19 protein-coding genes are annotated in these 23,122 nt (G+C 58.5%); 12 read left to right on the top strand and 7 right to left on the bottom strand.

Features of this window, described 5'->3' with window-relative positions:
* Positions 1-203 precede the first annotated feature (203 nt).
* On the bottom strand, positions 204-2,123 hold the full coding sequence (locus tag KTN04_RS11105) for a PhoX family protein (protein ID WP_217335299.1): 1,920 nt from the start codon (positions 2,121-2,123) through the stop codon (positions 204-206).
* 231 nt (positions 2,124-2,354) lie between these two features.
* Between KTN04_RS11105 and clpB the strand changes: the two genes are divergently transcribed.
* From clpB to KTN04_RS11120, 3 genes are all read left to right on the top strand, one after another.
* Positions 2,355-4,931 carry an ATP-dependent chaperone ClpB gene (gene clpB, locus KTN04_RS11110; RefSeq protein WP_217335300.1) on the top strand — a complete coding sequence of 859 codons (2,577 nt, stop codon included), beginning with the start codon at positions 2,355-2,357 and terminating at the stop codon, positions 4,929-4,931.
* Positions 4,932-5,080: 149 nt separating this feature from the next.
* Complete coding sequence (locus tag KTN04_RS11115; RefSeq protein WP_217335301.1) at positions 5,081-5,374, top strand: hypothetical protein; 294 nt, start codon at positions 5,081-5,083, stop codon at positions 5,372-5,374.
* A 337-nt stretch (positions 5,375-5,711) separates the two neighbouring features.
* Positions 5,712-7,244 (top strand): ATP-binding protein, encoded by a 1,533-nt coding sequence (locus KTN04_RS11120; RefSeq protein ID WP_217335302.1) that lies wholly within the window; start codon positions 5,712-5,714, stop codon positions 7,242-7,244.
* A 644-nt stretch (positions 7,245-7,888) separates the two neighbouring features.
* Here the strand turns inward: KTN04_RS11120 and KTN04_RS11130 are convergent.
* Positions 7,889-8,611 carry a metal-dependent hydrolase gene (locus KTN04_RS11130; RefSeq protein WP_254262512.1) on the bottom strand — a complete coding sequence of 241 codons (723 nt, stop codon included), beginning with the start codon at positions 8,609-8,611 and terminating at the stop codon, positions 7,889-7,891.
* 242 nt (positions 8,612-8,853) lie between these two features.
* Between KTN04_RS11130 and KTN04_RS11135 the strand changes: the two genes are divergently transcribed.
* The 7 genes from KTN04_RS11135 to KTN04_RS11165 all read left to right on the top strand — a co-directional run bounded on the left by KTN04_RS11135 (position 8,854) and on the right by KTN04_RS11165 (position 15,982).
* Positions 8,854-9,156, top strand: a complete 303-nt coding sequence (locus KTN04_RS11135; RefSeq protein ID WP_217335304.1) for a hypothetical protein — start codon at positions 8,854-8,856, stop codon at positions 9,154-9,156.
* On the top strand, positions 9,084-10,373 hold the full coding sequence (locus tag KTN04_RS11140; protein ID WP_217335305.1) for a GGDEF domain-containing protein: 1,290 nt from the start codon (positions 9,084-9,086) through the stop codon (positions 10,371-10,373). Before KTN04_RS11135 ends, KTN04_RS11140 begins: the two co-directional genes overlap by 73 nt.
* Positions 10,374-10,976: 603 nt before the next feature.
* Positions 10,977-13,169: an OsmC domain/YcaO domain-containing protein gene (locus KTN04_RS11145; RefSeq protein WP_217335306.1), complete on the top strand. Its 2,193-nt coding sequence runs from the start codon at positions 10,977-10,979 to the stop codon at positions 13,167-13,169.
* A gap of 8 nt (positions 13,170-13,177) precedes the next feature.
* A complete protein-coding gene (locus KTN04_RS11150; protein WP_217335307.1) occupies positions 13,178-13,504 on the top strand; it encodes a cupin domain-containing protein in 327 nt (108 codons plus the stop codon).
* Positions 13,505-13,631: 127 nt separating this feature from the next.
* Positions 13,632-14,417 carry a response regulator gene (locus tag KTN04_RS11155; RefSeq protein ID WP_217335308.1) on the top strand — a complete coding sequence of 262 codons (786 nt, stop codon included), beginning with the start codon at positions 13,632-13,634 and terminating at the stop codon, positions 14,415-14,417.
* A gap of 12 nt (positions 14,418-14,429) precedes the next feature.
* Positions 14,430-15,104, top strand: coding sequence for a hypothetical protein (locus KTN04_RS11160; protein ID WP_217335309.1), 675 nt, complete (start codon positions 14,430-14,432; stop codon positions 15,102-15,104).
* A gap of 38 nt (positions 15,105-15,142) precedes the next feature.
* Complete coding sequence (locus KTN04_RS11165; RefSeq protein WP_217335310.1) at positions 15,143-15,982, top strand: 23S rRNA (adenine(2030)-N(6))-methyltransferase RlmJ; 840 nt, start codon at positions 15,143-15,145, stop codon at positions 15,980-15,982.
* A 2-nt stretch (positions 15,983-15,984) separates the two neighbouring features.
* Here KTN04_RS11165 and KTN04_RS11170 read toward each other — a convergent pair whose 3' ends face one another.
* On the bottom strand, positions 15,985-16,251 hold the full coding sequence (locus tag KTN04_RS11170) for a hypothetical protein (protein ID WP_217335311.1): 267 nt from the start codon (positions 16,249-16,251) through the stop codon (positions 15,985-15,987).
* Between the two features lie 412 nt (positions 16,252-16,663).
* Between KTN04_RS11170 and KTN04_RS11175 the strand changes: the two genes are divergently transcribed.
* Both KTN04_RS11175 and ilvN read left to right on the top strand, forming a co-directional pair.
* Positions 16,664-18,385, top strand: coding sequence for an acetolactate synthase 3 large subunit (locus KTN04_RS11175; protein ID WP_217335312.1), 1,722 nt, complete (start codon positions 16,664-16,666; stop codon positions 18,383-18,385).
* A 2-nt stretch (positions 18,386-18,387) separates the two neighbouring features.
* The gene (ilvN, locus tag KTN04_RS11180) at positions 18,388-18,879 is read left to right on the top strand and encodes an acetolactate synthase small subunit (RefSeq protein WP_217335313.1); all 492 of its coding nucleotides are present in this window, start codon (positions 18,388-18,390) and stop codon (positions 18,877-18,879) included.
* A gap of 78 nt (positions 18,880-18,957) precedes the next feature.
* On the opposite strand, the gene KTN04_RS11185 is transcribed toward ilvN, so the two are convergent.
* From KTN04_RS11185 to KTN04_RS11200, 4 genes are all read right to left on the bottom strand, one after another.
* A complete protein-coding gene (locus KTN04_RS11185) occupies positions 18,958-19,776 on the bottom strand; it encodes an ABC transporter permease subunit (RefSeq protein ID WP_217335314.1) in 819 nt (272 codons plus the stop codon).
* Positions 19,773-20,675 carry an ABC transporter permease subunit gene (locus KTN04_RS11190; protein ID WP_217335315.1) on the bottom strand — a complete coding sequence of 301 codons (903 nt, stop codon included), beginning with the start codon at positions 20,673-20,675 and terminating at the stop codon, positions 19,773-19,775. Before KTN04_RS11190 ends, KTN04_RS11185 begins: the two co-directional genes overlap by 4 nt.
* Complete coding sequence (locus tag KTN04_RS11195) at positions 20,672-21,811, bottom strand: ABC transporter ATP-binding protein (RefSeq protein ID WP_217335316.1); 1,140 nt, start codon at positions 21,809-21,811, stop codon at positions 20,672-20,674. Before KTN04_RS11195 ends, KTN04_RS11190 begins: the two co-directional genes overlap by 4 nt.
* Positions 21,812-21,897: 86 nt before the next feature.
* Positions 21,898-22,989 carry a polyamine ABC transporter substrate-binding protein gene (locus tag KTN04_RS11200; protein ID WP_217335317.1) on the bottom strand — a complete coding sequence of 364 codons (1,092 nt, stop codon included), beginning with the start codon at positions 22,987-22,989 and terminating at the stop codon, positions 21,898-21,900.
* Positions 22,990-23,122: the final 133 nt, after the last annotated feature.

Consider the following 23,122-nt stretch of genomic DNA (forward strand, 5'->3'; position numbering starts at 1 on the left):
ACAGTGTGCGGGCCTGAGGGTTGGTGGATGTCGTGCAATCGTCAGGCACGGCCATCCGTCCCTGTCCGGCCGTGGTGGATCGAGGACATGAAACAACAGCGCAACTGAATTGCGGATGAAGAGATCGATCCGTGTGGCTGGTGTGGTGGCCTCCATCACCTAAAAGGCCGCCCAGCGGGCGGCCTGGGAGGGCAGGTAGGGAATCAGGCGCCGATCACGCCGCCATCCTTGCGCTGGACCACCATGATGGTGGAACGCGGCTTGCTATTGCCGCCTGCCGGGAAATGGGACGGAGCGCCTTTTTCGCCCGGGTGCTGCACGCCGATGAACACGCTGCGCTGGTCCGGCGAGAACGCCAGGCCGGTGATCTCGCAGGCGATGGGGCCGGTGGCAAAACGGCGGATCTCGCCGGTCTGCGGATCGGCGCAGAGCATCTGGTTGTTGCCCATGCCGGCGAACTCGCCCTTGTTGGAGTATTTGCCATCGGTCTGAATCCAGAGGCGACCGGCGTTGTCGAAGCCAAGGCCATCCGGGCTGTTGAACATGTTGTCGGCGGTGATGTTGTCACTGCCGGCATAAAGACCGTCGGCAACGGTCGGGTTACCGGCGATGGCGAACAGATCCCAGTCGAAGCGGCTGTCCACATGGCTGGCGTTATGCGGCCACCAGCGCACGATCTGGCCATAGTTGTTGTTGGCGCGTGGGTTGGGGCCGCCCACCGGCTGGTTTTTGCCTGCCACGCCGCGGTGCTTGTTGTTGGTCAGGGTGCAGAACACCGCTTTGTTGTCGGGGTGTACCGCGACCCATTCCGGGCGGTCCATGGTGGTGGCGCCCACCTGAGTGGCGGCCTCACGGGCGAAGATCAGCACTTCCGCCTGGTCGGCAAAGCCGTTGGCGGCGGTCAGGCCGTTCTTGCCGTGCGTCAGCTCGATCCACTCGCCCTGGCCCTTGATCTCGCCATCGTTGGCCGAGAAGCGTGCCACGTACAGGGTGCCCTCTTCCAGCAGATCACGGTTGGCCTGCTGGTTGTCCGGGTTGTACGTGCCCTTGGAGACGAACTTGTACAGGTGCTCGCCGCGCTCGTCGTCACCGAGGTACACCACCACATGACCGGACGGGTCGATGGTCAGCGCCGCATTCTCATGCTTGAAACGGCCCAGTGCGGTGCGCTTTTTCGGGGTCGAAGTCGGGTCCATCGGATCAATCTCGACTACCCAGCCGAAACGGTGCGGTTCGTTCGGGTGCTTGGCCAGGTCGAAGCGCTCGTCGTGACGGTACCACTGATAGTCGCGGTTGCTCGCCTTCAGGCCGTAGCGTGTGTCGCGCTGGGGCAGCTCAACGTCATCCTGCGCCGAAGCGAAGTACTTGTGAAAGTTCTCCTCGCAGGTCAGGTAAGTACCCCAGGGGGTCTCGCCGTTGGCGCAGTTGTTGAAGGTGCCCAGCGCGCGGGTGCCTTTGGGGTCGGCGGCGGTCTGCATCAGGGCATGGCCCGCCACCGGCCCGGTCAGATCCATCGGCGTGTAGGCGGTGATGCGGCGGTTGTAGTCGGAATCCCGATTCACCTGCCATTCGCCCTTGGCGTTACGGCGGATCTCGAAGATGGACACGCCGTGCGCCGCCTGGGATTTTTTCACCTCGTCGGCGGTCAGCGCCTGCTTGCCCTGATGCGCGAAGAGGTACTCCTGATTGGTGTACTCGTTGTTCACCGCCAGCAGGGCACGGTCGTCACCCAGCGGGAAGAAGCTCATGCCATCGGTATTGTCGCCGAACTGACCAGCTTGGGCGGCGGCGTTCTGGGTGCCGGACGCGTCAAAGGCGGGGGCGCCCTTGAGGATGGGGTCGCCCCAGGCAATCAGCGGCTTGGCGACATAGCCTTCGGGGACTACAAAGGTGTCGGCGGTGCTGGCCGGAACCGCCTTGAAGCCGATCAGCTTGCTCGGTTCGGGACGGGTGGCGGCGGCTACGGCCTGTGCCAGCGGGCTGGCGGCCAGGAACAGGCCCATGGCCGCCGCACCACCGCGCAGGAAGTTGCGACGGCTCGCGCCCTTGGCGGTCAGGCGGTCGAAATCGGTTTGTTCCAGTTCCGGATGATCTTCGGGGTCAAAGTGGTCGTGCTGACTCATGTCACGGTTCCTGTGTTGGGTTGAGGCGTTCAGCCATTGATCAGCGCAATGTTGTAGCAGTGTGCTATTACAGAAATAAGAAAGTCGACCTCTGTATAAGAAATGACTAATTTAATTGCCGCGTCATCTTGAAGCGGCAACAACTGGCCCTATCTATAGAGGTAACAGAAACGCCGAAACGTCTGACTGCGTGTGTCGGACCCCGGCACAGAGAGATCCACAGGAGACCTCATGCGACCCGACAAATTTACCTCACGACTTCAGGAAGCCCTGTCCGACGCCCAGTCACTGGCGGTGGGCAAGGACCACAACATGATGGAACCGATCCATCTGCTGGCCGCTTTCTTGCAGCAGCAGAACGGTTCGGTGGCACCGCTGCTGCGCCAGGCCGGTGCCGACCGCATGACCCTGACCGCCAAGGTCGGCGAAGCCCTCGACCGCCTGCCGGTAGTGAGCAGCCCGGACGGCGAGATCCGCCTGTCACAGAACATGGCGCGCCTGTTCAACCTGACCGACAAGCTGGCGCAGCAGCGCGGCGACCAGTACATCGCCAGCGAGCTGGTGCTGCTGGCCATGCTGGACGACAAGGGCGATGCTGGCAAGGTGCTGAAAGACTGCGGCGTGAATCGTCAGTCACTGGAAAATGCGATCAACAACATGCGCGGAGGCGAGAACGTGAGCGACCCCAATGCGGAAGAGACCCGCCAGGCGCTGGACAAGTACTGCATCGACCTGACCGAACGCGCCGAGTCCGGCAAGCTGGACCCGGTGATCGGCCGTGACGACGAGATTCGCCGTACCATCCAGGTGTTGCAGCGCCGCACCAAGAACAACCCGGTGCTGATCGGCGAGCCCGGCGTGGGCAAGACCGCCATCGTCGAAGGGCTGGCGCAGCGCATCGTCAACGGTGAAGTGCCGGAAGGGCTCAAGCGCAAGAAAGTGCTGTCGCTGGACATGGGCGCGCTGATTGCCGGGGCCAAGTTCCGCGGCGAGTTCGAGGAGCGCCTGAAGGCGGTGCTGAACGAACTGGCCAAACAGGAAGGGCAGGTCATCCTGTTCATCGACGAGCTACACACCATGGTTGGCGCGGGCAAGGGCGAAGGTGCCATGGACGCGGGCAACATGCTCAAGCCGGCGCTGGCGCGCGGCGAGCTGCACTGCGTCGGTGCCACCACCCTGGACGAGTACCGCCAGTACGTGGAGAAGGACGCCGCGCTGGAGCGCCGCTTCCAGAAGGTGATCGTCGATGAGCCGTCCGAAGAGGACACCATCGCCATCCTGCGTGGCCTGAAAGAGCGCTATGAGGTGCACCACGGTGTCGATATCACCGACTCCGCCATCATCGCCTCGGCCAAGCTGAGCCAGCGTTACATCACCGACCGCCAGCTGCCGGACAAGGCGATCGACCTGATCGACGAAGCCGCCTCGCGCATCCGCATGGAGATGGACTCCAAGCCGGAAGAGATGGACCGTCTCGACCGCCGCCTGATCCAGCTGAAGATGGAGCGTGAAGCGCTGAAGAAGGAGAAGGACGAAGCCTCACGCAAGCGTCTGGAAGAGCTGGAGCACAACATCGCAAACCTGGAGAAGGAGTACGCCGACTTCGAAGAGGTGTGGAAGGCCGAGAAGGCCAGTCTGCAGGGTTCGCAGCAGATCAAGGAGCAGCTCGACCAGGCCCGTGTTGAGATGGAGCAGGCGCGCCGCGCCGGTGATCTGGGCAAGATGTCCGAGCTGCAGTACGGCCGCATTCCCGAGCTGGAGAAGCAGCTGCAGGCCGCCGACAGCACTGAACAGCAGGCGGAAGAGCACAAGCTGCTGCGCAACAAGGTGACCGAAGAGGAGGTGGCCGAGGTCGTCTCACGCTGGACCGGCATCCCGGTCAACAAGATGCTGGAAGGCGAGCGCGAGAAGTTGCTGCGCATGGAAGATGAACTGCACACGCGCGTGGTCGGTCAGGCGGAAGCCGTGGTGGCCGTATCCAACGCCGTGCGCCGCTCCCGTGCCGGTCTGTCGGACCCCAACCGCCCCAACGGCTCCTTCCTGTTCCTCGGCCCGACCGGGGTGGGTAAGACCGAGCTGTGCAAGGCGCTGGCCAGCTTCCTGTTCGATACCGAGGACGCCATGGTGCGCATCGACATGTCCGAGTTCATGGAGAAGCACTCCGTCGCGCGTCTGATCGGGGCGCCTCCGGGCTATGTCGGTTACGAAGAGGGCGGTTACCTGACCGAAGCGGTGCGTCGCAAGCCGTACTCCGTGCTGCTGCTGGACGAGGTGGAGAAGGCGCACCCGGATGTGTTCAACATCCTGCTGCAGGTGCTGGAAGACGGTCGCCTGACCGATGGTCAGGGTCGTACCGTGGACTTCCGCAACACCATCGTGGTGATGACCTCCAACCTGGGTTCTGACCTGATCCAGAACTACAGCGATGACGACGACTACACCCTGATGAAGCAGGCGGTGATGGAAGCCGTGGGCACTCACTTCCGTCCCGAGGTGATCAACCGTATCGACGAGGTGGTGGTATTCCACAGCCTGCGCAAGGAACAGGTGGCCGGGATCGCCGAGATCCAGCTGGACCGTCTGCGTCGTCGCCTGGCCGAGCGCGAGCTGAGCATCAAGCTGACCGGCACCGCCATGGACAAGCTGGTGGAAGTGGGCTTCGAGCCGATCTACGGCGCGCGTCCGCTGAAGCGGGCGATCCAGCAGTGGATCGAGAACCCGCTGGCGCAGCGGTTGCTGGCTGGTGAGTACGAGCCCGGTCGGGAGATCGTGGTGGATGTAGAGGCCGGGGAGTTTACCTTCCGGTAAGGCTTTTGCCTGAACCGCTATCCGCCCGAAGAGAAAAAGCCTGCCGAGCGATCGGTGGGCTTTTTTACGTTAAAGCGGTACTGAAACGGGGGCAGGGTCAGCTGCATTATACTCAAATGGCTGATTATCACTCGAATGAGAGGTGAATCATGTCCAGAATAAAAACCATGTTCGTTACCGCACTGGTGGCGTCCGCTCTGTCTGCACCGGCTTTGGCCTACCACTGTCCGCAGGATGCCAAAGCGATCGAGAACGGACTTGCCAATATCCAGGTGAGCGACGACGTGCGCAGCAAGGTCATGCAGCTGCACGATGAAGGCATGGCCGCGCACAAGGCCGGTAATCATGAGGACGCTGAATGCTACTGCCATGTAAGGGCACCGTCCCTTGTCGCTGTGCGGCGCCTGGCCGGGGAGTATGAGCCGGAACAGCTATCCGCTTAGGGAGAAAAAGCCTGCTGAGAGATCGGTGGGCTTTTTGTTGTCTGCGTTTCGCCCCTGACGGGACGAGAGACTTTTCTTTGCTTGTCCAAAGAAAAGTATCCAAAAGAAAAGACACCCCCACGGGGCAGGCCTGCGGCTTCCCTGCGTGGCTCAAACAGTCATGCTCCTTAAACCCTGTAAGTCTATGATACTCGGCTGCCTGGTGAGTATTGGGGTTTAGGCTAGCTTTAGGTATAGTATTGAATTATTTCTTATTTTAAGGCAAAAGTATCTGTCTTTGAAGATTTTATAAGATTAGGTTTTTTAAATTTTTCGTGGTTTTAAAAAGGGATTTTAGATGACTGATCTAGTGCTATTCTCAACATTTGAAGAAATATCTTCCCAGCTTGAGTCTGGAGATCTTAACAATAAACTTATGCAGTTTATTGAGCCGCTTCCAGATGTTGAGCAACAGATAAGTCTATTAGCAAAATCTTCTGGAACTGCAGGAAAACTGGCGTTTATTCTTGGTGAACCTGGTTCTGGAAAATCTACGTTTCTGAAGTCTATTTCTTGGAAAAAACATATCGGTCTGCGTGATGTAATTGATCTAAATGCTAATGACTATACGATTGATGGTCTAAGAGGTCTTCTCCTAGAAATAAAGAAGTATGAAACTGAAGCTAGAACAAAGCGAGATCGTGGTCCAACTTGCTTGATAATCAACTATCTTGAAACTATTGATGACTTTGAAGATAAAGATGTTCGCGGATTTTTCCGACAACTGAACGCTGTTCTCCGTAACTCGCCAATGCTCATCTTGTGGCCAGTTACTAGGCAAGAAGATGTTGATCTAATGCAGTCATATTCATATGAAATATCAAGGTCAATCTTTGTTAGAGGGAATGAGGTTGTAAATTTCTCTGGTCCTAGCTTTGAAAAGTTCAAAGACATAACCTCTCGCACAATTAGTGTATTAAATGATGGCAAGGAACTTGCTGAGTTTGGCTTGACTTATGATACTCTTGCAGAACTGCAAGAAAACTTACTTAAAAGACCACGTATTGAAAGAACCATGAGAGAATATATAGAAATGGTTCGTGATAAGTGGAAAACTGAATCAGGTTATCAAGATAAACTAAGGAAAAACATACCAAAAAGTACAGAGGTTTGGTTTGTTTTTTCTTATCCATTAGCAGAAAGTGTAGTTTCAGGGTTTTCGAGGCGTACTGACCGCCTGGAAGATAACTGGTCTGTTATCCATGATAAAATCTATGAATATATTCGTGATAACCAGCGCAGTGCTCAGTGGGATGCATCTCGTTTACAGTTAGCACTTTATGGTTCTATTAAAACCAGGATCATGTATCTACCAACCAATACATTAGTATCATGTGCTTATTCTTATTCAAGCAGCTCTGAGTTAATTGAAATTATTGAGCGCGAAGGCGTTCCTATAGGCTGGAAGAATAAGTCAAAAGCAAAAAGGACATTAGAAAAATCACCTATGTATGGGCAAATTATTGGTGAAGTTATTGCAGCAGGTAAAAGAAGAGGGGGGCCTGCTGCAGTTGCTCTTGAACAATCAGCACCTGCATTTGAAAAAATTGCAAAGTGGGTGGGTTCGTCTACTGGGGGTAGTGATAAAGTTATTAATAAATCGATTGCGGAAGCAATGAGTGATTTGGGGCCATATGAATATGAATCGGATCGGAAACACCCTTGGCTTAAAAATATTATACCTGATATTTTTGTAGATATGCCCCATAAGCAAGTTTGTATTGAGTTTCATCACACTAATCGATCAGAGCCACATGTTGTTGCTGATTATGTTTTAAAAAAGCTAAATGTGTACATGAATGAAATAACTCGAGTGATTAAAGATAAATAATCTGCATATGTTACTTTTAAATTTTAATTATATATATGCACAGTGACAGTATTAATCTGACACATGTCTCTCGTAGGTACTAGGTTTAAGCCGCATTTTAGCGGCTTTTCTGCTCTCTTTTTTGTTAGTATTGGTGACTCTTCTTGAAAACTTTTGGGTTAAAAGGAGAGGTATATATTTTATTCTATTTTAGTCGGGGTATAGATTAATTTAGATGTTGCCCACATGAGAGGAAGGCGGATTTGAATCCTTACATTGGGTTACTGTTTATCGACTTCGAAAATGCACAGAGAATTCGGGTCAATGGCAAAGCGCAGGTAAGCGCTGACGACCCGCTACGGGCAGAGTATCCGGGATCCGTGTTCATTATTCGCGTTAAAGCGGAACGGATCTTTCCCAATTGCCCACGATACATTCACAAAATGCAGCTTGTTGAATATTCTGTGTACGGCTCCAAAGGCCGACTACACACCGCCAGTTCCTGCCTGGAAGACATCTGACAACTTTCATGATGCACTACCCGCGAGAGATCGCCCGGAAGACAAGGGAGATAACTTAAAGGGGGCAGACCCCTTTTAGTTATGGTCATTGTGATGACCATGCGCCTATTGAGGTGGTAACAAACCAGCCCGTATTGCTAACCGTCACGCCAGATCAGCACTGGCGATTCTGAGAACTTCACTCGGCAGTTTATGAGGCAGCGGCAACTGAAGTGCGCAGTAAATGGCGATCACAAGAAAGATGCCGCTGGCCCACCAATTATCGAGGCTCACCGGTTTTAAGGCGGTTCCGAAGGAGCGTTTGAACTCCAGACCGGCCAGGTTGATGGCATAGCATTCGTCAAGAATGAGGTGCACCAGATAGCCGGCAACCACCATCACGCCCAGTGCCCATGAAAAATCGATGCCTTGGGTGGTGAAGCGCCAGCACAGGAAAGCGGCCAGCAGTCCCAAGCTGACGGCCGCCAGCAGAGAATGAAATGAGCCACGATGTTCGGTCAGATGGGCGAAGAGTTGCAGCAGGCCTAAGCGGACCAGCATGAAGGCGGCGAGCATGGCGCCCCACAGGTGCAGTAACGGCAGATCCGGGAAGCTGAACAGAACACCAAAAGATGCCATGACGCCAAGAGCGCTGAAGAGTCCTTTCAGAATGCCGGTGGTATCCGAGTCGAGGTCAGGTGCCAGACTGGCGACCGTTCCCGCGACCCAGAGACTCATGCCCTGACCGGGCGTAAATAATCCGGTCAGCAGTAGGGTGGAGGTCAGCACACAGGATGTAACGGCACCGCCGAAGAAATGTGTATTGAAATTAGCCATTTGGATATCGTGTTCCATCTCGGGGCCTGTCCCGGCGGGCAGCCCTGCCATAATCAGTCGCCGCGCTGTCGCCGCGACATGCGGTGAGACCACGTTAAGCCACTCTTGTTCGGGGAAAAAGGGGGGCGGTCCCCTAACAACCTTCTTAGCCTCTACAAGTCGTGCTCCAAAGAGAGTGACCGTCTTGAAAAGAAAGCATCCTCGCAGTCACCAACTACACTGTATCTAGTCGCGCGCTCTGGCGATGAGGTTCATGCATTCACTCTTGGATGCAGCGTATACGGAAACCCGACTTGAAAGCTTCTGCTTCAAACCCTGTTTTCCACGCCCAAGGTGTCACCAAGAGCTATCAGATGGGGGAGGTGCAGGTTCACGCCCTGCGCGGCATCGATCTTGATCTGTACGAAAGCGAATGTGTTGCAGTGCTGGATGTCTGGTGGGTGCGACATCTGCCTGTGGAGCTTGCCGAGCTGAGCGAATATAGTGAAAGCCCGTTCAATATTGTCGAGGCTGTCGTTGCAGAATGGCATATCGAAGTCAGTATGATCATCTGGTTCATATCGAGTCCCACGACGCGCTGCGCCTCTATGAGCTGATCCCCAATGTGGTCTGGGTCTTTGATCTGGATAAGCACGGCTGGTGGTGGGGCAATTCCGCAGCGGTGCAGTTCTGGGGGCTGGACTCCCTGCAGGAGCTGATCGACAAGGATCTGTCCGGCGATACTCAGGGCGCACGTGATCGTACGCTGCAAACCTTTGAGCTGGCCGTGCGTGATGGCCTGAGTGTCGATCCCTGGACCACCTACCCGAACGGCAAGCCCAAAACCCTGCTGATGATGCACCGGGCGGTGTTGCTGGGGCCGGACCGGCATCGCGGCATCATTGCCTATATCAACGAACAGGTGAATATGGGCGAGCAGCCGGAGAATCTGCTGTTGATGGAGGCGATGCGCTATACCCGCGTACCGGCCACCACCTTCACGCTGGAGGGTGATCCGGTGGTGGAAAATCCCGCTGCAACCGATGCCTATAACTACCTCCATGAGCAGCCGCTGGCTGAAGACGGTTGTGCTTTTGTTACCCGCTTTGCCGATCCGGCCCAGGGCAGGGATTGTCTACAGCGGGTGCAGGCCGGTGAAGAGGGGCGCTGGGATTGCATCATGCAGACTGCCACGGGGCCGCGACGGCACAGTCTGGATATTCGCCGCACTCGCCATCCGCTGAATGGCGACTTCCTGTTTCTGGTGGTGGAGTATGACTTCACCGAACTCTATGACGCACTGGATGAAGTGGAAGCCGCCCGTGCCCGGTTGCACGATATTGCCATGAAGGATGCGCTCACCGGCGTTCACAGCCTGCATTACATGCAGGAGGCCGCCAAAACCGAAATGGCCCATGCCGCCCGCCATCAGCATACCCTTTGGCTGATGTTCATCGATCTGGACGGCTTCAAGGCGATCAACGATGGCCTTGGTCATCAGGCCGGGGATGAGGTGCTGTGCGAGGCGGCGCGGCGGCTGCAGGCGGTGATCCGTACGGAAGACCTGCTGGCGCGGATCGGTGGGGACGAGTTTGTGGTGTTGCTGGCCGACGGCAGCAGCGAGGCGGATACGGCGTCGGTGGCTCAGCGTATGCTCGATACTTTGGGGCAGCCGCTCCACGTGGCAGCCGGCCAGGCCCGGGTCAGTGCCAGTATCGGCATCGCCCGTTTTCCAGAGGATGGCGCGGATCTTGAAGCGCTGTTGAAAGCCGCCGATGCAGCCATGTATCGGGTGAAAAAGGACGGCAAGAACGGCTTTGCCTTTGTGTGCTGAGCTTGCGCATCGGCGGCATTTTCGGCGCTGAGGTGTCGGGCCTGTGGGTAATGTTACACAGAGACTGTGGCCAGGCCGCTTCGCCGGTCGTGTTACGGCTGTAGAGCCCTATATTCCATCCACAGGGCCCATGCAAGCGGTGCGAATAAAGTTATGCACAGCGCAGCACGGGCCGCAAGGGCCCATAACGATCCACAGAGAGTTGCCAGCGCCGGCGCGACAGCATGGCATGACTGGGCGAGGTGTTCATATCGGTTTATACACAGGCTGTCGGGGTAGAGTTGGCCGGTGAGTTGTGAATAAGCAAGCGTGAAACCAAGATGTTTTGTAGTATTTTTACCCACAGGGTGTGCTGGTCCTTCATGCCTTTTCCACATCACGCCATTGTCTGCCAGGCTTCAGTGGATGCACCTTCACTGAACAGCGATGAGGTACGCAGTATGAAAACCGCAGCCGCTATTGTCACATGGAGTGACACCGGAGCCGGCGGTGAGTTTTTCCCCGCCGGCCAAGACGCGCGGCGCTAAAAACTGGATAATGGCTGCACATTAGTCCCTGTTGTGCACACACGGCGTTTTGCGCCACCAATCCGGTACCCCGCTCATGGAAATCAAGGTCAACTATCTCGACAATCTCCGGCTTGAAGCCAAGTTTGATGACTTCACGGTGATCGCCGATCAGCCCATCCGCTACAAGGGTGACGGCTCGGCGCCCGGCCCCTTCGATTACTTCCTGGCGTCATCCGCCATGTGCGCGGCCTATTTCGTCAAGGTGTACTGCAACGCCCGGGATATTCCGACCGACAATATCCGTCTGTCGCAGAACAATATTGTCGACCCGGAAAACCGCTACAACCAGATCTTTAAGATTCAGGTCGAGCTGCCGGACGACATCTCCGACAAGGATCGCCAGGGCATTCTGCGCTCCATTGATCGCTGCACGGTGAAAAAGGTGGTGCAGCAGGGGCCGACGTTCGAGATCGAAGTGGTCGAAAACCTGGATGAAGATGCCCAGGCCTTGCTGATGGGCGCCCCGGAAGGCAACGCGGCCACATGGATCGAGGGCAAGGACCTGCCGCTGGAGCAGACCATCGCCAACATGACACAGCTGCTGGCTGACCTGGGCATGAAGATCGAGATCGCTTCCTGGCGCAATATCGTGCCCCATGTCTGGTCGCTTCATATCCGCGACGCGGCCTCACCGATGTGCTTTACCAACGGCAAGGGTGCCACCAAGGAGAGTGCCCTGGCGTCGGCGTTGGGTGAGTTCATCGAACGCCTGAACTGCAACTTTTTCTACAACGACCAGTTCTTCGGCGAAGCGATCGCCAACAGTGCCTTCGTGCATTACCCGGATGAAAAGTGGTTCCAGCCCGGCCCGGATGATGAGCTGCCGGCCGAGATCTTGGACGAACACTGCCTGGCCATTTACAACCCGGATGGCGAGTTGTGCGGTTCGCACCTGATCGATACCAACTCCGGCCGGATCGATCGCGGCATCTGCTCGCTGCCGTTCGTGCGCCAGTCCGATGGCGAGGTGGTGTATTTCCCTTCCAACCTGATCGAGAATCTCTACCTGAGCAACGGCATGAGTGCCGGCAATACGCTGCAGGAAGCCCAGGTGCAGTGCCTGTCGGAAATCTTCGAGCGGGCGGTGAAGAAGCAGATCATCGAAGAGGAATGGGTGCTGCCGGATGTACCGGCCGAGGTGCTGGCGCAATACCCGGCCATCGTCGAGGGCATTCAGGCCCTGGAGGAACAGGGCTTCCCGGTGCTGGTGAAGGACGCCTCGCTGGGCGGTCGCTTCCCGGTCATGTGCGTGACGCTGATGAACCCGCGCACCGGTGGTGTCTTTGCCTCTTTCGGTGCGCATCCCAGCTTCCATGTGGCGCTGGAGCGCAGTCTGACCGAGTTGCTGCAGGGGCGCAGCCTGGAAGGCCTGAACGATTTCCAGCCGCCGACCTTCAACAGCCTGGCGGTGACCGAGCCGAACAACTATGTCGAGCACTTCATCGATTCCTCCGGTGTGATCTCCTGGCGTTTCTTCAGCAGCCGGGCGGATTTCGAGTTCTGTCACTGGAACTTTGCCGGCAGCAATCAGGACGAGGCTGATACCCTGTTCGGGCTGCTGGCGGCGATGGGTAAGGAAGCCTACATGGCGGTGCATGACGAGCTGGGCGCCCAGGTCTGCCGCATTCTGGTGCCGGGCTACTCCGAAGTGTATCCGGTGGATGATCTGGTGTGGGACAACACCAACAAGGCGCTGGCTTTCCGCGAGGATATCCTCAACCTGCATCGCCTCAACGACGATGAACTGCTGGATCTGCTGGAGCGCCTGGAAGACAGCGAAGAGGATATCTACACCACCATTATTACCCTGATCGGTATCGAGTTCGACGAGAACACGGTCTGGGGTCAGCTCACCATTCTGGAACTCAAGCTGCTGATCTGTCTGGCGCTGCAGCGCCATGATGAAGCGCTGGAGCTGGTCGAGCAGTTCCTGCAATACAACGACAACACCGTGGAGCGGGGCCTGTTCTATCGCGCGGTACAGGCGGTGCTGGAGATCGAGCTGGATGCGGCGCTGGCGCTGGATGACTTCCGCCACAATCTGGGGCGGATGTACGGTGAAGAGACGCTGGCGGCAGTGATCGGCTCGGTCAGCGGCGCGGTGCGTTTCCACGGCCTGACGCCGACCAGCCTGCAGCTGGAGGGGCTGGACAAGCACCAGCGCCTGATCGATAGCTACAGCAAGCTGCACCGTGCCCGCGCGGCCCGTGCCGGCATCGTGCTCTAAGTCAGCCGATGCCCGAGCAGCGCGCTAATCTGTATGACGCTATTCCGGCCGAGCTGCCACAGGAGATGTTCAGTGATCTGCTGACAGCCGGCTCGGTACGGATCGAGCGTATTCTGTCGCGGGGCCAGACGTCGCCTGCGAGCGGCTGGTATGACCAGGACGAACACGAATGGGTGTTGGTGCTGGAGGGTGCGGCCGAGTTGACCTATGCCTCCGGTGAGGTGGTGCGCCTGGAGCGGGGTGACTACCTCAATATACCGGCGCACCGCCGTCACCGTGTCAGCTGGACCGACCCGGACCAGACCACGCTCTGGTTGGCGGTGTTTTATCGTTGAAACGGCACGGGGTATATTTCGATTGTGACCGTTTTTTTGCCGTAACGCAGGGCCTGGCGCTTCATTCCGGGGCCGCTTTGTGGGACAGTTGTTGCCTCCAGGCAGCAGTGATGAAAAACAGGGTTCGATGAGCAAACTGAATATTCTGGTCGTAGATGACGCCCGCTTTATCCGTGAACGTGTAACCTCGATGGTGCGTGAGGCCTTTCCCGACTTCAACGTGCTGGCGGTGGAAAACGGCATGCAGGCGCGCCAGGCGATGCAGCAGAAGCGCTATGACCTGATCCTCTGTGACTGGGAAATGCCTGAAATGAGCGGTCTGGAAGTGCTGCAGTGGACCCGTGCCCAAGACAGTTACAAGGCGACCCCTTTCCTGATGGTAACCAGCCGTGGCGAGCGCGAGTATGTACTCAAGGCGATTCAGGCCGGTGTCAACGATTATCTGGGCAAGCCGTTTACCCGTGAGCAGCTGGTGCAGAAGATGGTCAAGGCGCTGGACAAGCGCCAGCAGCTGAGTCCGCAGCAGCAGGCTCGCGCCAGCGCCATGCTGGCCGCCGATCAGCAGAAAAAGCCGGCGGCTGCAGCGCCCAAGACTCAGGCCAAGCCCAAGGGGCTGGCCCAGTTGCGCAACAGCCAACAGACCTTCCGCTGCGCCATCAAGGATCTCAACCTGCGTGAAATCAAGGTCGTGATCAAGAACGAGGGTGCCTTTCCGCAGGTGCTGGAGCAGGTGGTGGTGGATATCGAGCAGCTGTCCGGTGACAGCGTGGCCCGCATCAACGGCTTCGTGACGGCTGTGCAGGCGACCGAGCAGAAACTGGAGTCGGCCTACGTCGATGTCCGTGTCAGCTTCATGGATGAAGACCCCGACAAGCTCTCCCATCTGTCCAAATATATCGCCAGCGTACGCTGACCGGAGGATGCCATGCGCCGCCAATGCCTGGGACTGTTACTTGTACTGGTATTGGGCGGCTGTGCGGCTCCCCCGCCACCTCCGCCGGCGCCGGTCGATGCGCTCCGTGTCACACCGCTGATGCTAAACCTGACCCCGGTCTACGACCGCCAGGCAGGAGTCGTGCTGGCCCAGGCACTGGTGCAGCATTACCTGCAGGGGCCGCATTACCGCATGAGTACCCCCTTGCCGTTGGCACGGCAGTACCGGGCTGGCTCGGTGCTGCACAGCCCCGACCCGCAACGCCTGCTGGTGACGTATCAGCAGGGGCGTCAGTGGGGCAGCCTGGCGGTGACAGCCGGGCAGGGCGGGATCATCAGCGCCTTCCGAGTGCAGCAGGAGGGTGAGCAGGGCTATGCGCTGGTGCTCAAGCGGGTGCGCATCTGTCTGAATGCAGGCGCCGACCGGGCGCCGGTCTGGCAGGGACAGCGCTGGGCGTTTTCACCGACTCGGCCGGGTCGGTTCGAGTGCAGCGGCCAGACCAACGGCTCGCTGTTCCAGCGTGGCTCCGGCTTGCCGGGCCTGCTGGGGCCGTACGTGGACGAGGGTGATACCGTGCTTTATGACCGGGACTGGAGTACCCTGCAGCAGGTGGCCAGCCTGCTGGTCCATCAGTTTGCGCACCTGAAGGTGCCCCGCATTCACTGACGCTACCCGGCACGGTGGCGTGCACCCGGAATCGATTTATGCTCAGTTATCAGCACGGCTTTCATGCCGGCAACTTCGCCGATGTGCACAAGCATCTGCTTCTTACGCTGCTGTTGCAGTCCCTCAACCGTAAGGCTAAGCCCTGGAGCTACCTGGAAACCCATGGCGGCCGTGCTCGCTATGATCTGGACAGCGAGCAGGCGCGCAAGACTGGCGAGTGTCAGGGTGGTATCGCACGCCTCTGGCAACGGCCGGCGCCCGAAGCGGTGCAGGGCTATTTGGATCAGGTCGCCAGCGTCAACCAGGAGCGCCTGGCTACTTATCCCGGCTCGCCGCTGTTGGCTGCGCAGCTGGCGCGGGAGGCGGACAACATTCAGATCATGGAGTTGCATCCGGCCGAAGCCGAGGCCTTGAAAGGCGTGTTTCGTCAGGATGCCCGGGTGGCGGTGCATCACCGGGACGGCTATGAAGGCGTGCTGTCGCAGCTGCCGCCCAAACCCAATCGGGGTGTTGTGCTGATTGATCCCTCGTTCGAGGTCAAGCAGGAATATGCCGATCTGGTGAAGTTTATCGTCAAGGCAAACCGGCGCTGGCCCAACGGCTGTCTGGCGATCTGGTATCCGCTGTTGCCGGCGGGACTTTGGCAGCTGATGAAGCGTGACCTGGTGGCCACCGGCATTCGCAACATGCTGTGCAGTGAACTGGAGATCGCGGCGGCGGATGGCGTGCGGGGGATGTATGGCAGCGGCATGCTGGTGATCAACCCGCCCTGGCAGCTGGATCAAACGCTGGATGAGGTTTCACCCTGGCTGGCGGAGCAGTTGCAGGCGACGGCGGGCAGCGGCACCAGCCGGGTGGAGTGGCTGGTACCGGAATAGGCTCAGTAGAGCGCTTTCTCGTCGCGCACGACGTCGATCAGCAGCTCCAGGAAGAGGCGGTCGGCGTCGCTGTGTTCCAGCGGGATCTTGACGTTGGTGGTCGAAGACAGCTCTTCGGCGATCAGGTGCTTGGCGTCCTTCTCGTTGAAGTGCTTGCGTGCGATCTCCAGCGCCTTTTCGCTGATGTCCGGTTCCACCAGCACCTTGCGCACAAAGCGCAGCAACTCGTTGATGACGCGCTCCTTGTTTTTGATCTCGGCAATACTCATCTCGTGCTCTCCGGCAAACAAACTGAAGTTGTCTCTACTATACCGCCAATCACCGGCAGCGCCCAGTGGGTGGACATTAGTGGTAGAGGCGCTCATGACGGTGTGTAGGCGGTTGATCGATGGTTGTCAAGGTGCGAGAATGAAAGGCTATTTGTTTCCAGGCTTGCGGTGGTAGGAAATCCCGAGACCGCGGGTGGTTTTAAGCGCTACCCGGCTTAAGTCTCAGACAGGTCTGTCAGGTAAGAAGATCCTCGCCTGACCAGCACCCGAACACGTGCCATTGATATGCCCGCAAGGGCGTGCGTCGCGGTTGCGACATCATCAGACCGCGAGCGGACGTGTTCATCGTTGCAGAAACGCTGAAACTGTTAGTTCACCGGCAAGAGGTCGGTGCTGAGTAGAGGGTACAACAGTGGAATTACTTTCAGGCGCAGAAATGGTGGTACGCGCGCTCAGAGATGAGGGCGTTAAGTACATCTATGGTTATCCGGGCGGGTCGTTGCTGCACGTATACGACGCCCTGTTCCAGCAGGAAGATGTACAACACGTTCTGGTGCGCCATGAGCAAGCTGCAACTCACATGGCGGATGCTTATGCGCGTGCTACCGGCAAGGCCGGCGTCGCGCTGGTGACATCCGGTCCGGGTGCAACCAACGCCGTTACTGGCATTGCGACCGCATTTACCGACTCCATTCCGATGGTGGTCATCACCGGCCAGGTCATGAGTCACCTGATCGGCGAAGATGCGTTCCAGGAAACCGACATGCTGGGCATCTCCCGCCCGGTTGTGAAGCACAACTTCAGCGTACAGCGCCCCGAGGACATTCCGTCCATTGTCAAGAAGGCGTTCCATATCGCTGAAAGCGGCCGTCCCGGTCCGGTTGTTATTGACCTGCCCAAGGACATGACTACGCCGACCGAGCGTTATCCGTATGAATACCCCAAGCAGGTGAAGATGCGTTCCTACACGCCGATCACCCGTGGTCACAGCGGCCAGATCAAGAAAGCGACCGATCTGCTGCTGAACGCCAAGCGCCCGGTCATTTACACCGGGGGTGGCGTTATTCTGGGTCACGCCAGCGATCAGCTGACCGAGCTGTCACGTCTGCTCAACTTCCCGGTCACCAACACCCTGATGGGGCTGGGGGGCTTTCCGGGCACCGACCGTCAGTTCATCGGCATGCTGGGTATGCACGGCAGTTACGAAGCCAACATGGCGATGCATCATGCCGATCTGATCCTGGCCGTGGGCGCACGTTTTGATGACCGTGTCACCAACGCCACCGACAAGTTCTGTCCGACGGCGAAGATCGTACACATCGATATCGACCCGGCGTCCATCTCCAAGACTGTCCAGGCGGATATCCCCATTGTGGGGCCGGCCAAGGTGGTACTGGACGAGATGATCCAGCTGGTCAAAGGCAGCAAGAAGCAGCCGGATGCGGAAGCGCTGAAGGCCTGGTGGCAGCAGATCGATGAGTGGCGCCAGCGTCATGGCGGTCGTTACCGCACCGATGACTCCGAGCTGATGAAACCGCAGCAGGTCATCGAGATGCTGAGTAAGGTCACCAACGGTGATGCGTTCGTGACGTCCGACGTCGGTCAGCATCAGATGTTTGCGGCACAGTACTACAAGTTCAACAAGCCGAACCGCTGGATCAACTCCGGTGGCCTGGGCACCATGGGCTTCGGCCTGCCGGCGGCCATGGGCGTGAAGATGAACTTCCCCGATGATGACGTCGTCTGCGTGACCGGTGAAGGCAGCATCCAGATGAACATTCAGGAGCTGTCCACCTGCAGCCAGTATGACTTGCCGGTGAAGATTCTCTGCCTGAACAACCAGTCGTTGGGCATGGTACGTCAGTGGCAGGACATGAACTACGAGTCCCGTCACTCCCAGTCCTACATGAACTCGCTGCCAGATTTCGTCAAGCTGGTCGAATCCTATGGTCATGTGGGGATGAAGATCGAGAAATATGCCGATCTTGAAGGTGCCATGCGTGAAGCCTTCGCGATGAAGGACCGCCTGGTCTTCATGGATGTCGCGGTCGATCCGTTCGAGCACGTCTATCCGATGCAGGTACCGCGCGGTGCCATGCGTGACATGTGGCTGAGCAAGACAGAGAGGACCTGAGTATGCGCCATATCATTTCCGTGCTGATGGAAAACGAACCGGGTGCCCTGTCGCGTGTCGTGGGTCTGTTTTCACAGCGCAACTATAACATCGAGTCACTGACCGTCGCGCCGACCGATGATGCGACCCTATCACGTCTGACTGTGACCACCATCGGTAACGACCGTGTTGTCGAGCAGATCACCAAACAGCTGAACAAGCTGGTGGATGTGGTCAAGGTGGTTGATCTGTCCGAAGGCGAGCATATCGAGCGTGAGGTCATGATGATCAAGCTGAAGGCCAGTGGCCAGATGCGCGCGGAGATCAAGCGCACCTGCGATATCTTCCGTGGCCAGATCATCGACGTGACCCCGACCACCTACACCGTGCAGCTGGTCGGCGCATCCGACAAGCTGGACGCCTTCATCAGCGCGCTGGGCAGTGCGTCCATCATGGAAGTGGTGCGCTCCGGCGTCTGCGGTGTCGCCCGTGGCGAAAAGGTGCTGAGCCTGTAAGCTCCGGCACCCGCTGAAAAAAAACCGCTGGTCGTGTACACGCCAGCGGTTTTTTGTGCCTGTTCGTCTGCTGCGTCGCTAGTCCGCCGACAGGCGGTTGCGGCGTTCCTGGCGCCACAGCAACCCGCCGGCGATCAGCACTGCCACGCTGACCAGGCCGACAATGATGGTGGCCAGGGCGTTAATTTCCGGACTCACGCCCAGACGCACGCTGGAATAGACCACCATTGGCAGGGTGGTGGCGCCGGGGCCGGAGACGAAGCTGGCGACTACCAGGTCATCCAGCGACAGGGTGAAGGCCAGCAGCCAGCCGGCCACCAGAGAGGGTGCGATGATCGGCAGGGTGATGGTGAAGAACACCTTCAGCGGCCGGGCGCCCAGATCCAGTGCCGCCTCTTCCAGTGACAGGTCCATGTGTGCCAGACGGCTCTGTACCACCACGGCGACATAGGCCATGGCAAAGGTGGTATGGGCGATGACAATGGTGTCCATGCCACGGCCGGCCGGCCAACCGGTCAGGGTTTCCAGGGCCACGAACAGCAGCAGCAGCGACAGGCCAATGATCACTTCCGGCATCACCAGTGGGGCCGTGACCATCACTTCCAGTGAGCCGCGACCGCGAAAACGGCGAAAGCGCACCAGGGCTAGCGCGGCCAGTGTTCCCAGCACTACCGCCAGGCTGGCGGTCAGGGCGGCAATGCGGATGCTGAGCCAGGCGGCGCCCAGCAGCTGCTCGTTCTGCAGCAGCTCACCGTACCACTTGGTGCTGAAGCCGCCCCAAACGGTGACCAGGCGGCTCTCGTTGAACGAGTACACGATCAGGCTGACGATGGGGATGTACAGAAAGGCGTAGCCGAACAGCAGGATGCTGATCAGCAGCGGCAGACGCGGTTTCATGTGGCAGCCTCCTCGGCGCGGCGTTCGAAATGGCGCAGCAGCACAAACGGCAGGATCAGAGCCACCAGCAGCAGCGCAGCCAGTGACGATGCCAGCGGCCAGTCCTTGTTGCTGAAAAACTCGGTCCACATCAGTTTGCCCAGCATCAGGGTATCCGGCCCACCGAGCAGGTCCGGGATGACGAACTCGCCCATCACCGGAATAAACACCAGCATGGCCCCGGCCAGTACCCCCGGCATCGACAAGGGCAGGGTAATCAGCAAAAACTGCTTCCAGGGGCGACAGCCCAGATCGGCAGCGGCCTCCAGTAGCGTCAGATCCAGCCGGATCAGGGTGGCATACAGTGGCAGCACCACGAATGGCAGGTAGTTGTAGACCACACCGATATACACCGCGATCGGGGTGTGCATGATCGCCAGCGGACTGTCGACCAGTCCCATGCCCATCAGCAAATTATTGAGCAGACCATTAGTCTTGAGGATGCCGATCCAGGCATAGATGCGGATCAGGAACGAGGTCCAGAACGGCAGTATGATCAGCATCAGCAGCGGCAGGCGCCAGTGTGACGGCGAGCGGGCAATGGCGTAGGCCATGGGGTAGCCGATCAGCAGGCAGAGCAGCGTGGAGATGCCGGCCACCTTGAGCGAGCCGAGCAGGGCGCTCAGGTAGAGCGAATCTGCCAGCAATAGCTGGTAATTGCTGAAGTTGACGACGATGGTGACGAAACCGTCTTCGATCTCACGGATCAGGTCCAGATAGGGGGGTTGGGCCAGGGTCGGTTCCGACAGGCTGATCTTGAGCACGAACAGAAACGGCAGCAGAAAGAACAGTGCCAACCAGAACCAGGGAACGGCGATGATCAGGTGACGTGCCGAGGGCAGGGCAGGTTTGAAACTCATTCGGTCAGTACCCCGCAGCTGTTGGCGGACCAGCCCAGCAGCACCTCCTCATCCCAGGTCAGTGGCTGTTCCGCCAGTGCCTGGATATTGGACTGCGTGAACTGCACGCGTTTGCCGCTGGCCAGCTCGACGTGGTAGATGGATACATCGCCCAGGTAGGCGATTTCCTTGATGATGCCGCGCAGCTGGTTGGGAGCATCGGTGTCGTGCTGTTCCAGTACGCGGACCTTCTCCGGCCGCAGTGCCACGGTCACGGCCATGCCCGGTACCAGCGGCTGGCTGTGGCGTACCTGCAGCTGTAGATCGGCCTCGTCGCACTGTACCAGCACCTGGTCGTCATCCTGTTCGATGACATAGCCGTCGAACAGGTTGACCGAACCGATGAAGCCGGCGGCATAGCGTGTCGACGGAAACTCGTACAGGCGGCGTGGCGGGTCAACCTGCTCGATGCGGCCTTCATGCATCAGGGCGATGCGCGAGGACATGGTCATCGCCTCTTCCTGGTCATGGGTCACGACCACGAAGGTGATGCCCAGGCGCTCCTGAATGTTGACCAGCTCGAACTGGGTCTGTTCGCGCAGCTTCTTGTCCAGCGCGCCCAGGGGCTCGTCCAGCAGCAGGATCTTGGGATGCTTGGCCAGAGCCCGGGCCAGGGCTACGCGCTGGCGCTGGCCGCCGGACAGTTGATGCGGCTTGCGCTTGGCCAGGGCTTCGATCTGCACCAGTGACAGCATCTCCGCGACCCGTGCGTTACGCTTGGCCCTGGGCATACCGTCCTGCTTCAGACCGAAGGCGATGTTATCGGCCACGTTCATGTGCGGGAACAGGGCGTAGGACTGGAACATCATATTGACCGGGCGCTCGTAGGGGGGCACCTCGGTGACATCCTGACCGTCGATGAAAATGCGGCCACTGGTGGGCGTTTCAAATCCGGCCAGCATACGCAGCAGGGTGGTCTTGCCGCAGCCGGAGGACCCCAGCAGCGAAAAGAACTCGCCCGGGTGGATGCTCAGGCTGATGTCGTCGACGGCATAAAAGGTACCGAAGCGCTTGGTGACGTTTTCGATGCGAACGATCGGCTCGCCTTCCGGCGCCTGCCAGGGTTCTTCGGGTGTGAACTGACGTGCACGGCTCATCGTTGCGCGTTTCTCCCCTGTAAAAAAGTTGCCCCTGGTAAACAGGGGCAGGTGGTTGGCAATGTTGGTGGAGGGGGCCGGTGTGGTTATTGACCGGTCTTGACCCGGGTCCAGCTGCGGTTGAGGCTGCGAATCTGGCGCTCGGACGGTGTTGGCGTCACCTGCAGCTTGGCCTGGGTCTCGGCCGGCGGGTAGATGCCCGGATCGTTGCGGATGGACTCATCCACCAGTGGTGTGGCGGCCGTGTTGGCATTGGCATAGGCCACATAGTCGGTAATCGGTGCGATCACCTCCGGCTGCAGCAGGTAGCTGATGAAGCGGTGCGCGGCGTCCGGGTTGGGCGCATCGGCCGGAATGGCCATGACATCGGTCCAGACCAGGGCACCTTCCGAGGGCACGGCATAGGCAATTTCGACGCCGTTGCCGGCTTCGGCGGCACGGTCACGGGCCTGCAGAACGTCGCCAGAATAACCATGGGCAACGCAGATGTCGCCGTTGGCCAGGTCATTGATGTATTGGGAGCTGTGGAAGTAGCGAACATTGTCGCGTACGGCCGCGACCACATCACTGGCGCCCTGGATGCCGGCTTTGCTGAAGTCGTCCGCCTCGGCACCACGGTAGATGTTGGCAGCCACCAGCACTTCGGTCGGGTCATCCATCAGAGTGACGCCGCAGTCGGCCAGCTGGGCGACGATTTCGGGGTCGAACAGCAGGCGCCAGGTGTCCTTGGGCATGTCATCACCCAGAATCTCGCGCACCTTTTTCACGTTATAGCCGATGCCACTGGAGCCCCACATGTAAGGAATCAGGTGGGCATTGTCGGTGTCGATCCCGGCCAATGACTGCATCAGCACGGGGTCCAGGTTGTTTAGGCCAGCCAGTGCTGCCTTGTTCAGCGGTTGGTACAGGCCGGCCTTGATGTGGCGCTCGGCAAAGGGACGTGCGGTGGGGAAGATCAAGTCATAGCCGCTGCGGCCAGCCAGTAGCTTGGCCTCCATCACTTCATTGGCATCGTAGACGTCGTAGACCACATCGATGCCGGTCTGTTGCTCGAAGTTTTCGATGGTATCTTCGGCAATGTAGTCAGACCAGTTGTAGATGTGCAGCTCCTGGGCGCTGGTGGCAGCGGCACCGGTCAGCAGCAGGGCAGGCAGCAAATGTTGAAACAGTTTTTTCATCGCCACGGGTCTCCGGCAATGCAGGGTGAATGACGGGGGACGGACCGCGTCCCCGAGCGAAATCGGCCGCGAACGCGGCGGACGGCTAAAGGGCGAAATATGAAACAAAAAACAGTCAAAAAAAAGCCTTTTC

Origin of the sequence: Marinobacterium weihaiense (assembly GCF_019061305.1) — a bacterium.
GTDB classification, from domain to species: Bacteria; Pseudomonadota; Gammaproteobacteria; order Pseudomonadales; family Balneatricaceae; genus Marinobacterium; species Marinobacterium weihaiense.